Below are 13,574 nucleotides of genomic sequence, written 5' to 3'. Positions count from 1 at the left end.
ACGGAGTCCCCGTGTCGCTGCCACCCCTGGTCGAGCCAGCTGCTGAGCTCACCGTTGACGAGGTCCGTCGGTACTCCCGCCACCTGATCATCCCGGATGTCGGGATGGACGGCCAGAAGCGCCTGAAGAACGCCAAGGTGCTGGCCGTGGGCGCGGGCGGCCTCGGTTCGCCCGCCCTCATGTACCTGGCCGCGGCCGGCGTCGGCACGCTGGGCATCGTGGAGTTCGACGAGGTCGACGAGTCGAACCTGCAGCGCCAGATCATCCACAGCCAGGCGGACATCGGCCGTTCCAAGGCCGAGTCGGCCCGCGACAGCGTGCTGGGCATCAACCCGTACGTGAACGTGGTCCTTCACGAAGAGCGGCTCGAAGCCGAGAACGTGATGGAGATCTTCAGCCAGTACGACCTCATCGTCGACGGCACCGACAACTTCGCCACGCGCTACCTCGTCAACGACGCCTGCGTGCTGCTGAACAAGCCGTACGTGTGGGGCTCCATCTACCGCTTCGACGGCCAGGCCTCGGTCTTCTGGTCCGAGCACGGCCCGTGCTACCGCTGCCTCTACCCGGAGCCGCCCCCGCCGGGCATGGTCCCGAGCTGCGCCGAGGGCGGCGTGCTGGGCGTGCTCTGCGCGTCCATCGGGTCGATCCAGGTCACCGAGGCCATCAAGGTCCTCACGGGCGTCGGCGAGCCGCTGGTCGGCCGCCTGATGATCTACGACGCGCTGGAGATGCAGTACCGCCAGGTCAAGGTCCGCAAGGACCCCGACTGCGCGGTCTGCGGTCCGAACGCGACCGTCACCGAGCTCATCGACTACGAGGCCTTCTGCGGCGTCGTGTCGGAGGAGGCCCAGGAGGCGGCCGCCGGTTCGACGATCACTCCCAAGCAGCTCAAGGAGTGGATCGACACCGACGAGCCCATCGAGATCATCGACGTCCGCGAGGTCAACGAGTACGAGATCGTCTCGATCCCCGGCGCGAAGCTGATCCCCAAGGGCGAGTTCCTGATGGGCACCGCCCTCCAGGACCTGCCGCAGGACAAGCGCATCGTCTTGCACTGCAAGACGGGTGTCCGCAGTGCGGAAGTCCTCGCCGTCCTGAAGTCCGCGGGCTTCGCGGACGCGGTGCACGTCGGCGGCGGCGTGATCGGCTGGGTCCACCAGATCGAGCCCGAGAAGCCCGTCTACTGATCTGAGCTGCTCACTGCTGACCGGCGTCGATCCGGTCCGCCGGACGTGACCCGAAGGGGCCGTACCCGCCGAGGCGGTACGGCCCCTTCGGCGTCCCACGTCTCACGGCGCGGTGCAGACGGCGCCCGAGGCCGGAGGCTTCCCGTCGAGCAGGTAGGCGTTCACCGCCCGCTGCACGCACGTGTCGCCGCTGTTGTAGGCGCCGTGCCCCTCTCCCTTGTAGGTCAGCTCCACGCCGACGCCCGGACCGAGCCGCTCCACCATCTTGCGGGCGCCCTCGTACGGGGTGGCCGGGTCGCCGGTGTTGCCGATGACGACGATCGGGGCGGACCCGGGTGCCGACACGTCCGGGGTCGTCCAGGCCCCCTCGACCGGCCAGCCGGTGCAGCTCATCAGGGCCCAGCCGAGGAAGTCCCCGAAGACGGGGGAGGCCGCACGGAACGCCGGCAGCTCGGCCTTGGTCTGCGCGAGGGTGTAACGCTCCTTGGAGTCCGCGCAGTTGATCGCGGTGTTCGCGGCGCCGATGTTGCTGTAACGGCCCTCCTGGTCCCGGCCGTTGAGCGCGTCGGACAGGGCGAGCAGCAACTGCCCCTGCCCGCCTTCCGCTTCGTCCAGGCCCTGCTCCAGCAGGGGCCACAGCTCCTTCGAGTACAGGGCCTGGGCGATGCCGTTGGTCGCCGAGCTCTCCGTGAGCTTGCGCTCGCCCGTCCCCGCGATGGGCTTCGCCGACAGGTCCTTCTGGAGCTTGACGATGTTCGCCTCGATCTCCTGGGGGGTGCTGCCCTGGAGCCGGCACTCGTCGCCGCGGTCCACGCAGTCCTGGGCGAAGTTGCCGAGCGCCAGCTGGAAGCCCTTGGCCTGGCCCAGGGCCCCCTGCTCCGCGTCCTTGGTCGGGTCCACGACGGCGTCGAAGACGGCCCGGCCGACGTTCTTGGGGAAGAGGTGGGCGTAGACCCCGCCGAGTTCGGTGCCGTAGGAGATCCCGAAGTAGTGCAGCTTCTCGTCGCCGAGGGCCTGGCGGATGCGGTCCAGGTCGCGGGCGGCGTTGGAGGTGCCGACGTGGGGGAGGACCTTGCCGGAGTTCTCGCGGCAGGCCTGCTGGTAGGCGCGGATGTTCTCGATGAAGGCCTGTTCCTTGGCGGGGGTCTCGGGGGAGGAGTCCGCGGCGTAGTAGGCGTCCAGCTGCTTGTCGCTCTCGCAGCGGACGGGGGCGCTGGCGCCGACCCCGCGGGGGTCGAAGCTGACCAGGTCGTACCGGGCGCGCAGGGCCTCGTACTCCTTGGCCGCGCCGGGCAGGGTGGTGATGCCGGAGCCGCCGGGGCCGCCGAAGTTGAAGACGAGGGAGCCGATGCGGTGCTCGCGGTCGCGGGCCTTGGCGCGGATCAGGGCGATCGGGATCGTCTCGCCCTCGGGCTCGGCGTAGTCGAGCGGGACGTCGAGGGTGGCGCACTGCCAGTCCTTGGGCGGGACCTGGCCGCCGCCCTGCGCGGCGGTGGGGGCCGGGCAGTCCCCCCACTTGAGGGGCTTGGCGCCCTTGGTGCCGGTGGCCTTCGTCCTCTTCCCGTCACCGTCGTCCGAGCAGGCGGCCGTGGTGAGCAGGACGGCGGTGAGCGCGGCGGCGGCGGTGACCCGACAGGCGTTTCTCGGCATGCCCCCATCCTGTGCGGGGTTGCCCGAGCCCGCCCCCGCGCTGACCCGAACGGGTTGCCGGGGGCGCCTGCCTGCTAGTGCTGTGACCGGAAAGGTTCACCGCGTCGCGGCGCCCGGCACGGCACCTCGCCGCGTTGTCGGACCGCGCAGGTACGTCCAGTACGAGCCGCGGTCCTCCGCCTTGCGATGCACCGCACCGGACGCCGCGACCCGGCAAACCTTTCCGGCCACAGCACTAGATGGCTTCCTTGCGGGTCAGGAAGTTGAACGAGATCCACCCCGGCAGCACCGGCAGCCAGAAGGTCATCAGGCGGAACAGCAGCACTGCGGAGATCGCGACCTCCTTCTCCAGCCCCGCCGCGATCAGCCCGAGCGTGAGCGTGGTCTCCACCGCGCCCATGCCGCCCGGGGTGGGCGCCGCCGAACCCAGCGCGTTGCCCGCCAGGAACACCACCGCGATGCTCGCGTAGCTGATGGCCTCGCCGCCCCCGAACGCGCGGATCGACGCGTCCAGGCACATCACGAAGAAGCCCGTCAGCAGCAGCATGCCGCCGATGCCCGTCATCAGCTTCTTCGGCCGCTGGAGCACGTCCAGCATGCGCGGCACGACGCCCGCGAACAGCGCCCGCACCCGCGTCACGACGAACTTGCGCATGAAGGGGACCGCCGTCACGACCAGCACCAGCACCGCCACCGTCAGCAGCCCCGCGATGACCGCCCGCGAGGGGGTCATCTCCGGGGTCTTCTCGGTCCCGGTCAGATAGCCGAAGGACAGCAGCAGCAGGACGTGGCTGGCCAGGCCGAACAGCTGCGAGGCGCCCACGCTCGCGACCGCCAGCCCCGGCCGGACCCCGGCCCGCTGGAGGAAGCGCGTGTTCAGCGCGACACCGCCGACCGCCGCCGGCGCCACCAGCTTCACGAAGGACCCGGCCACCTGCGCGACCACGGTCCGCAGGAACGGCACCCGCTCCGGGACGAAGCCCAGCAGGCTCATCGCCGCCGCGAAGTACGTCAGCGCCGAGAAGGCGAAGGCCGCACCGACCCAGCCCCACTGCGCGTCGCCGATGATGGTCCCGAAGTCCACGTGGGCGAGCTGGGTGAGCAGGAAGTACGCACCGAACGCGCCCGCGATGAACGACACCAGCGTGCGCGGCCGGATCCGCTCCAGCCGGGCCGGCTCCACCGGCGCCTGCGGCCGGATCAGCAGCACCTGCTGGCGGATCTGGCTCAGCAGGTCCTCCTCGCGGGCCCCGTCCAGCGCGTCGTCGAGCGCCTTCTTCTCGGCCTTGCGGTCGGCCGCCGCGGCCGCGGCCGACGCCGACGCGGAGCCCGAGGCCGCCGCATCCGCCTCCCGCGCCGCCTTCGCCGCCCGCGAGGACTCCAGTACGGCCTCCCGCTCCCGCTCGGCCCGCTCCCGGGCCAGCTTGCGCAGCGTGGCCCGCGTGGAACGGCTCAGCGCGATCGGCTGGAGCAGCGGCAGGCAGTCCGCCACCGCGTCCGGGCCGAGCACCGACACCGCCGAGGCCACCGCGCGCTGGGCGCCGACCCGCAGGCCGAGCGTGGTCAGCAGCTGTGCGATGTCCATCCGCAGCACCAGATCGCCGGCGGCGATCTCGCCGCCCCGCAGGTCGGTGAGGACGACATTGCCGGAACGATCCACCACCAGGGCGTCTCCGGTCAGCCGCCGGTGCGCGATCCGACGCGACTGAAGGGCCCGTACCTGCTTCCACGTGTTGTGGGTCAGGTCGTCCGTGATCTCCTCGTCGGGCAGGGAGTCCAGGGTCCGTCCGTCCAGGTGCTCGTACACGAGCATCACGGCGTCCGGGCCGAGCTCGGAGGTGGCGATCAGCTTCGGGGCGTTGGCCCCGGCCGCGATGGCGGCGTACGCGAGGAGCGCCTCCTGCTCCAGCGCCTGGCGCAGCGACTGGAGGCTGCGCCGGGTGGTGATGCCGCGCAGGGTGAGCCGGCGCCAGACCCGGTAGAAGAAGCCGTGGGCCTGCTGCTCGCGGTCGACGACGGTGACGTCGAGCGGAGGCCCGTCCTCCAGCGTGACGTGGTAGCGCCGGCCGCGGTCGCTCACCTCGGGGGCCTCCGGGCCCTCCGGCCCCTCCGCGCGCATCGCGCTGACCGGCTGGAAGCCGACCCGGCGCAGTCCGGCGAGGAGGTTCTGGCCGGTGGGCCGCACGTTGGGCGAGCCGACGGCGTACAGGGTCCCGTAGGCGACGCTCCAGCCGATCAGCACCGTGAGGATGATCGAGAAGGGGGTGGTGTAGCCGTTGACCAGCATGGTCAGGGCGTTGAGCAGGAGGACCACCCACAGCGCGACGCGCCAGTGGGGCCTGCGGGTCATGCCGACGGCGGTCATGTACGCGATGACGGGCGCGAGGTAGCCGTGCACCGGGTCGGTGAGGGCCCCGCCGCCCGCGGGGCGGGTGAGGGCGTCCTGGATGGTGCCGGAGGCGGCCTCGGAGACCCACAGGTCGGTGGCGAGGGTGACGCCGTGCGCGAGGACGGCGGCCAGGACGCCGTCGGCGATGCGCAGCCCGTCGCGTTTGATCAGCCGCTCGATGGCGAAGGCGACGGGGAGCAGCAGCACCGCGATGCTCGACACGAGTGCGGCGACCTTGATCAACAGGTCCGGCGCCTGGCCGGTGCCCTTGTTGATGTCCTCTTCCAGCCCGACGGTGGTGCCGTGGGCGAAGGCGGCGATGCCGAGCAGGACGGCGATGCCGAGGATGCCGACGAGCAGGCGTACGAGGTCGGAGGGCCGGTGCACGCGGGCGGCGAGGAGCGGTTCGTCGACCTCGACCCGGTCGGCGGCGGTGGGGGCGTGACCGTGCGGGCCCTCGGCGTCGGACTCGGCCCCAGGCTCGGCCTCGGACTCGGCTCCGGCCTCGGGCTCGGTGCCGGGTGCATGGCCGGTCCGGCCCGCGGCCTCGGTGGCGCCGTCGTCTGGGCGTGCGCCGTCGTCCGTCGCCGCGCCGTCCGGAGGGCTCACACCCTGCTCCTTCGTCGTCACTTCCGTCTCTTCGTGATCACGTATCACCAGTCACCGCCCGGAAGATGGTGGCACGGACCGACGGGCCGGCGGGGCATCAGGGTGCGAGCCGGTGTGGAACCGAAACCTCCGCCCGCGGGCGGCCGCCGTGCTGCACCATGTGCCGAATGAGTGAGGAGCTGCCCGCCTACGCGGAGCGCGTACTGGAGGTGGCCGAGCGTATTCCGCCCGGCCGGGTGATGACGTACGGGGACGTCGCCGAGTGGCTCGGCGAGGGCGGACCGCGCCAAGTCGGCCGCGTCATGGCCCTGTACGGGGGAGCCGTGCCCTGGTGGCGCGTGGTGCGGGCGGACGGCGTACCGCTGCCCGGGCACGAGCGGCGCGCCCTGGAGCACTACCGGACCGAGGGCACGCCGCTGCGCCTGACGGCCGGCGGCAGCGGCGCACCGCGGCTCGACATGCGCCGGGCGCGCTGGGACGGGGACCCCGGACAAGGCGGCACGCGCGACGAGGCTCACATCTGACAGCTTCGGCCATGCGCGGCCCGGGCGGGCGGTCGAGTGACCGCGTGAACGCCCGTACGGGGTACTCGGGGCGACTGCGCGGCGTCGGCCGGTTGCCGTAGCGTTGCCTCTTCGGCTTCTCCGCGAGCCGTCACGGCAGCACCCGCAGACCCACCAGGACCGGCACCTCACGTGATCACCTCTTCCTCCGACAGCCGCCGCACCGAACGGCGGCGTACGCGGACCCCTGACGCGTACCGCCTGGTGCGCACCAGGCCGGAGCGGGTGGATCCCCCTGTGCTGGACGCAGCGCAGCGGGCCGTGGTTGAGCACACCGCGGGACCGCTCCTGGTCCTGGCCGGACCGGGCACCGGGAAGACGACCACGCTGGTCGAGGCGGTCACGGCCCGGGTGGAGGCGGGGACGGACCCCGCGCGGATCCTCATCCTCACCTTCAGCCGCAAGGCGGCCGTGGAACTGCGCGACCGGGTCGCCCTGCGCCTCGGCGGTGCGCGGGCGCCGCAGGCCACCACCTTCCACTCCTTCTGCTACGGCCTGGTCCGCGCCCACCAGGACGCCGACCTCTTCGCCGACCCGCTGCGGCTGCTGTCCGGCCCGGAGCAGGACGTGATGGTCCGCACCCTCCTGGAAGGGCAGCGCGGGCTGCGCACGATCCGCTGGCCGGACGACCTGCGGGCCGCGCTCACCACGCGCGGCTTCGCCGACGAGGTCCGGGCCGTCCTGGCCCGCGCCCGTGAGCTGGGCCTCGGCCCGCAGGCCCTGTCCTCCTTCGCCGACCGCATCGGCCGGCCGGACTGGAAGGCGGCCGCGGCCTTCCTCTCCGAGTACCTGGACGTCCTGGACCTCCAGGGGATGCTGGACTACGCGGAGCTCCTGCACCGCGCGGTCCTCCTGGCGGAGCGCACGCCGTCGGTCGCCGCCTCCTACGACGCGGTCTTCGTGGACGAGTACCAGGACACGGACGCCTCGCAGCTGCGGCTGCTGCGGGCGCTGACGGGAGCGGGCGGCACGCTGGTCGCCTTCGGCGACCCCGACCAGTCGATCTACGCCTTCCGCGGCGCCGACATCAACAACACCCTGGACTTCGCGTCGGCCTTCCCCGGCGCGCAGGTCAAGGCCCTGACGGTCGGACGCCGCTCCGGCGCGGCCCTGCTGACGGCCACCCGCCTCCTCACGACCCGGATGCCGCTCCCGCGGCTGCCCGCGGCGGCGGTGCGCGCCCACCGGGACCTGCGGGCGACGCGTGACGGCGGGCGGGTCGAGGTCTTCACCTACCCGACGGCGGGCGCCGAGCTCGACAACATCGCCGACATCCTGCGCCGGGCCCACCTGGAGGACGGCGTGCCGTGGCAGGACATGGCCGTCCTGGTCCGCTCCGGCGGCCGCACCCTCCCGGCGATGCGCCGCGCCCTGATCTCGGCGGGAGTCCCCGCCGAGACGGACGCCACGACGATCCCCCTGCGCCACGAGCCGGCCGTGGCCCCCCTCCTGACGGCCCTGCGCCTCACCGCCACGGCCGCCTCGACCCCGCCCGGCCCGCCCGAAGCCACCGCCGAACCGGTTGCGGACGCGGACCCGGAGATCGTTCCCGAGGGGGCGGACGGTGCGGGCGAGGGCCCAGACGTCGACGCTGACGAGCCGGGCCAGCCAGATGCGGTCCAGGGCGACGGCCCCGACGGCGGCGTCGAGGCCGCCATCGCGCTGCTCGCCTCACCCCTCGGCGGGATGGACGCCGCCGACCTGCGGCGCCTCGGGCGGGCCCTGCGCGACGAGGAGCGCGCCGCGGGCGTCAAGGTGCCCGCGCCCTCCGACGTCCTGCTCGCCCGCGCCCTCGCCGAGCCCGAGCGGCTCACCGCGCACGACCCCGCCTACGCCCGCGGAGCGCAGCGCCTCGGCCTGCTCCTGCGCAAGGCCCGCGAGCTCCTCCAGGGCGGCGGCACCGCCGAGGAGGCCCTGTGGATCCTCTGGGACGGCACGCCCTGGCCCCAGCGCCTGGAGCGCAGCGCCCGCCGCGGCGGCCCGGCGGGCCGCAACGCCGACCGCGACCTCGACGCCGTCTGCGCCCTCTTCGACACCGCCGCCCGCGCCGAAGAACGCACCGGAGGCCGTGGCGCCCTCAACTTCCTCGAACAGCTGGAGGCGGAGGACATCGCCGCCGACACGTTGACGACCCGCGCCACCCGCCCCGACGCCGTCCGGCTGATGACCGCCCACCGCTCCAAGGGCCTGGAGTGGTCCCTCGTCGTCGTCGCCGGCGTCCAGGAGGGCCTGTGGCCGGACCTGCGCCGCCGCGGCTCCCTCCTGGAGGCCGACCGCATCGGCCGCGACGGCCTCGCCGAGCCCCTCACCCCCGGCGCGCTCCTCGCCGAGGAACGCAGGCTCTTCTACGTCGCCGCCACCCGCGCCCGGGACCGCCTCGTCGTCACCGCCGTCAAGGCCCCCGCCGACGACGGCGACCAGCCCTCCCGCTTCCTCACCGAGCTCGGGGTGACCCCGAAGGACGTCACCGGCCGCCCCCGCCGCCCCCTCGCGGTCCCGGCGCTCGTCGCCGAACTGCGCGCCACCACCGTCGACCCCGAGGCCTCCGAGGCGCTGCGCGACGCGGCCGCCCGCCGCCTCGCCCGCCTCGCCGCGCTCACGGACGAGGAGGACCGCCCCCTGGTCCCCGCCGCGCACCCGCAGCGCTGGTGGGGCCTGTACGAGCCCACCCGCAGCAGCGTGCCGCTGCGCGACCGGGACCGGCCCGTCGCCCTGTCCGGCAGCGCCCTGGACCAGCTCGCCAACACCTGCTCACTGCAGTGGTTCCTCGGCCGCGAGGTCAAGGCCGACGCCCCCTCCACCGCCGCCCAGGGCTTCGGCAACGTCGTCCACGTCCTCGCCGACGAGGTCGCCTCCGGCCGCACCCCCGCCGACCTGGCCGTCCTCATGGAACGCCTCGACTCCGTATGGGACGCCCTCGCCTTCGACGCGCCCTGGAAGTCCGCCCAGGAGAAGGAGAACGCCCGCGCCGCCCTCGAACGCTTCCTGCGCTGGCACACCACCGACCGCGGGGGCCGGGCCTCCGTGGCCACGGAGCACGCGTTCGACGTCACGCTCGAAGCCGGTGACGTCGCCGTCCGCATCCGGGGCTCCATGGACCGGGTCGAAGCGGACCCGCAGGGGCGTGCGTACGTCGTCGACTTCAAGACCGGCAAGTCCGCGCCGACCAAGGACGAGGTCGCCCGCCACCCCCAGCTCGCCGTCTACCAGCTCGCCGTGCGCGAAGGCGCCGTCGACGAGGTCTTCGACGGGCGGCGCCCCGCGCCCGGCGGCGCCGAGCTCGTCCAGCTCCGCCAGGGCGCCGCGGTCCGCGAGGGAGGCGACGCGGTGCCCAGGATCCAGGCCCAGCAGCCGCTCGACGGGGAGTGGGTCGGCGACCTGCTCGCCACCGCCGCCGGCCGGGTCCTGGACGAACGGTTCGCGCCCGCCGCGGGCAAGCACTGCGACCACTGCTCCTTCCGCAGCGCGTGCAGCGCCCGCCCCGAAGGCCGCCAGACCGTCGAGTGACCAGGCCGTCCGGGACTGTCGGCGGGGGCGGCTAGCCTCTTTACGTGTCCGCGCGTCCCCCCGTCCTCACCGACCCCGAGCAGCTCAAGGAGCTCCTCGGGATCCCTTTCACGCCCGAACAGATGGCCTGCGTCACCGCCCCGCCCGCCCCGCAGGTCGTCGTCGCCGGCGCGGGCTCCGGCAAGACCACCGTCATGGCCGCCCGCGTGGTCTGGCTCGTCGGGACCGGCGCGGTCGCGCCCGAGCAGGTGCTCGGCCTGACCTTCACCAACAAGGCCGCCGGTGAGCTGTCCGAGCGCGTACGGAAGGCGCTCGCGCGGGCCGGCATCACCGACCCGGACCCTTCCCCGGCCGACCCCGGCGCGGCGGGCGGCGAGCCGCGCATCTCCACGTACCACGCCTTCGCCGGGCAGCTCCTGAAGGACCACGGCCTGCGCATCGGCCTGGAGCCCAGCTCACGCCTGCTCGCCGACGCCACCCGCTTCCAGCTCGCCGCGAAGGTGCTGCGCGAGGCCCCCGGCCCGTACCCCTCGCTCACCAAGTCCGTCCCCGACCTGGTCGGCGACCTCCTCGCGCTCGACGCCGAGCTCTCCGAGCACCTGGTCGAGCCGGCCGAGCTGCGCGCGTACGACACCGAGCTGCTCGGCGCCCTCGCCGACGCCAAGCTCACCAACGACGACCTGCGCAAGGTCCCGCAGGCCGTGCGGGGCCGGCTCGAACTGCTGGAACTGGTCAGCCGGTACCGCGCCGCCAAACGCTCCCGCGACCTGTTCGACTTCAGCGACCAGATAGCCCTCTCCGCGCAGCTCGCCACCACCCGGCCCGAGGTGGGGGCGCTGCTGCGCGAGGAGTTCCGCGTCGTGCTCCTGGACGAGTACCAGGACACCTCCGTGGCCCAGCGCCTCCTGCTCTCGGGCCTCTTCGGCGCGGGCTCCGGCCACGCCGTGACCGCCGTCGGCGACCCGTGCCAGGCGATCTACGGCTGGCGCGGGGCCTCCGTGGCCAACCTCGACGACTTCCCCGAGCACTTCCCGCACGCCGACGGCGCCCCCGCCACCCGGCTCTCCCTCAGCGAGAACCGGCGCAGCGGCGGCCGCCTCCTGGACCTGGCCAACGGCCTCGCCGCCCCCCTGCGCGCCCTGCACGAGGGGGTGGAGGCGCTGCGCCCCGCGCCGGGAGCCGAGGGCGCCGGCCAGGTCCGCTGCGCCCTGCTGGAGACCCACGCGCAGGAGCTCGAATGGCTGGCCGACTCCGTCGCCCACCTCGTCCGCACGGGCACGGAGCCTCGGGAGATCGCGGTCCTGTGCCGCTCGGCCGGGGACTTCGCGCAGATCCAGGCCGTGCTGGTCGACCGGGACGTGCCGGTGGAGGTCGTCGGCCTCTCCGGACTGCTGCACCTGCCCGAGGTCGCGGACCTCGTCGCCGTCTGCGAGGTCCTCCAGGACCCGGGCGCCAACGCCTCCCTCGTCCGGCTCCTGATCGGTCCGCGCTGGCGGATCGGCGCCCGCGACCTGGCCCTGCTGGGCCGGCGGGCCCGCCTGCTGGTGAGCCGCTCGCCGGCCGACGCGGACCCGGACGAACGCCTCGCGGCGGCCGTCGAGGGCGTCGACCCGGTGGAGATCGTGTCCCTGGCCGACGCCCTGGAGACCTTCCTCGACGGCGCCGGACAGGCCCCGGACGACCTCCCCTTCTCGGCGCAGGCCCGGGTCCGCTTCGCGCACCTCGCCCAGGAGCTGCGCGACCTGCGGCGCTCGCTCGCCGACCCGCTGATGGACGTACTGCACCGCGTGCTGTCCGCCACGGGGCTGGAGGTGGAGCTGTCGGCGTCCCCGCACGCGCTGGCCGCCCGCCGGCGCGAGACGCTGTCGAACTTCATGGACGTGGCGGCCGGTTTCGCCGCCCTGGACGGCGAGGCATCCCTCCTGGCCTTCCTGGCCTTCCTGCGCACGGCCGCGCAGTACGAGAAGGGCCTGGACCACGCCCTGCCCGGCGGGGAGAACACGGTCAAGGTCCTGACGGCCCACAAGTCCAAGGGCCTGGAGTGGGACGTCGTCGTGGTCCCGGACCTGTGCGCGGGCTCGTTCCCGAAGGAGAAGGCGCCGGAGGCCTGGACCTCGTACGCGAAGGTGCTCCCGTACGCGCTGCGCGGCGACGCCGCGACCCTGCCGGGGGACCCGGCGTGGACCTCGGCCGGCCTGAAGGCCTTCAAGACCGCGCTCAAGGACCACAAGGCGGTCGAGGAGCTGCGCCTGGGCTACGTGACCTTCACCCGGCCCCGCTCCCTGCTGCTGGCCTCGGGCCACTGGTGGGGCCCGACGCAGAAGAAGCGCCGGGGGCCGTCCGCGTTCCTGACGGCGCTGTACGAGCACTGCGCGGCCGGTCACGGCGAGATCGAGGCCTGGGCGGACGAGCCCGACCCGTCGGCCGAGAACCCCGCCCTGGCCGAGGGGGCCGGCCGGGACCACTCCTGGCCCCTGCCGCTCGACCCGGACTCCCTGCGCCTGCGCCGCGCCGCGGCCGCCCTGGTGGAGTCCTACCTGGCGAGCCCGCCGCCGGAGCCCGCGCCGGCCGCGCAGGAGCCGTACCTCTGGCCGCCCTCGTGTGAAGAGCCGGCCTACGAGGACGAGCCGTGGCCGGAGCCCGAGCCGCCGGTGACGGGCGAAGGGCCGGGTGCAGGGGCCGCTGGGGAGGACCCGAATCCGGCCGATCCCGCCGGGCCGCTCGACGACGACCTCTGGCCGGAGGAGGACCTCTGGGCCCCGGCCCCGGCCCCGGCCCGGCCCGCCGCCGACGCGCCCGCCCGGCCGCAGGCCGACGGCCCAGAGCTCGACGGCCCCGAGGCCGACGACCCGTGGGCGGCCGACCCGTGGGCGGCGCAGCCCGGGCCGGCGGGGCCCCCGTACGCCGATGGCCGGGCCGCCGACCGGCCCGAGGGCCGGATGACTCCCGAGGACGCCCGGACCATCGCCTCCTGGGACCGTGACCTCGACGCCCTGGAGGGCGAGCTCCGCCGTGCCCGCGCGGCCGTCCGCGACGTCGAGCTGCCCGCCGCCCTGTCCGCCAGCCAGCTGCTCCGGCTCGCCGCCGACGAGCAGGGCTTCGTACGCGACCTGGCCCGCCCCATGCCCAAGCCCCCGCAGCCGGCCGCCCGCCAGGGCACGCGTTTCCACGCCTGGGTGGAGTCCCGCTTCGACGAGCTCCCGCTGCCGCTGCTCGACGTCCTCGACCCCGCCACCGAGCTGCCCGGCTCCGACCAGGACATCGCCGACGAGGCCGACCTCGACGCCCTCAAGGCCGCCTTCGAGCGCAGCGAGTACGCCGACCGGCCCCCGTACCGCATGGAGGCCCCGGTCCAGATCACGCTCGCCGGCCGGGTCGTCCGCGGCCGGATCGACGCCGTCTACCGCACGGACACGGGCTACGAGATCGTCGACTGGAAGACCGGCCGCACCACCGAGGCCGACCCCCTCCAGCTCGCCGTGTACCGACTGGCCTGGGCGGAGGCCACCGGCACCCCGCTCGACCAGGTCACCGCGGCCTTCCTGCACGTCCGCAGCGGCCGCGTGATCCGCCCCCGCGACCTTCCCGGCCGGGCCCGTCTTGAGCGGATCCTCCAAGGCGAAACGGGCCCCGACGGTGGCCGTCAGGCGGACGGTTAGGCTCGTG

6 protein-coding genes are annotated in these 13,574 nt (G+C 74.2%); 4 read left to right on the top strand and 2 right to left on the bottom strand.

Features of this window, described 5'->3' with window-relative positions; all coding sequences use genetic code 11:
* Window positions 1-11 precede the first annotated feature (11 nt).
* Window positions 12-1,190, top strand: coding sequence for an adenylyltransferase/sulfurtransferase MoeZ (gene moeZ / locus ACF059_RS02435; RefSeq protein WP_150259112.1), 1,179 nt, complete (start codon window positions 12-14; stop codon window positions 1,188-1,190).
* Window positions 1,191-1,292: 102 nt separating this feature from the next.
* Here the strand turns inward: moeZ and ACF059_RS02430 are convergent, their stop codons facing one another.
* Complete coding sequence (locus tag ACF059_RS02430) at window positions 1,293-2,840, bottom strand: alpha/beta hydrolase (protein WP_392050327.1); 1,548 nt, start codon at window positions 2,838-2,840, stop codon at window positions 1,293-1,295.
* 235 nt (window positions 2,841-3,075) lie between these two features.
* Window positions 3,076-5,886: a YbhN family protein gene (locus ACF059_RS02425; protein ID WP_392050324.1), complete on the bottom strand. Its 2,811-nt coding sequence runs from the start codon at window positions 5,884-5,886 to the stop codon at window positions 3,076-3,078.
* Between the two features lie 119 nt (window positions 5,887-6,005).
* On the opposite strand from ACF059_RS02425, the gene ACF059_RS02420 reads away from it, so the two are divergent.
* The 3 genes from ACF059_RS02420 (at window position 6,006) to ACF059_RS02410 (ending at window position 13,567) form a co-directional block, all read left to right on the top strand.
* A complete protein-coding gene (locus ACF059_RS02420; RefSeq protein WP_392050321.1) occupies window positions 6,006-6,362 on the top strand; it encodes an MGMT family protein in 357 nt (118 codons plus the stop codon).
* A 174-nt stretch (window positions 6,363-6,536) separates the two neighbouring features.
* Window positions 6,537-9,908, top strand: a complete 3,372-nt coding sequence (locus ACF059_RS02415) for an ATP-dependent helicase (RefSeq protein WP_392052999.1) — start codon at window positions 6,537-6,539, stop codon at window positions 9,906-9,908.
* A gap of 44 nt (window positions 9,909-9,952) precedes the next feature.
* Window positions 9,953-13,567: a UvrD-helicase domain-containing protein gene (locus ACF059_RS02410; RefSeq protein ID WP_392050318.1), complete on the top strand. Its 3,615-nt coding sequence runs from the start codon at window positions 9,953-9,955 to the stop codon at window positions 13,565-13,567.
* Window positions 13,568-13,574: the final 7 nt, after the last annotated feature.

The organism is Streptomyces sp. NPDC016562, assembly GCF_043076955.1.
Classification (GTDB): domain Bacteria; phylum Actinomycetota; class Actinomycetes; order Streptomycetales; family Streptomycetaceae; genus Streptomyces.
The sequence above is the reverse complement of the archived record's forward strand: the minus strand, read 5'-3'. Positions and strand labels throughout refer to the sequence as shown.

Excerpts from the sequence above, each read along its gene's own strand:
- ACF059_RS02430 (WP_392050327.1), bottom strand. The coding sequence starts at position 2,840 with ATGCCGAGAAACGCCTGTCGGGTCACCGCCGCCGCCGCGCTCACCGCC.
- ACF059_RS02420 (WP_392050321.1), top strand. The coding sequence starts at position 6,006 with ATGAGTGAGGAGCTGCCCGCCTACGCGGAGCGCGTACTGGAGGTGGCC.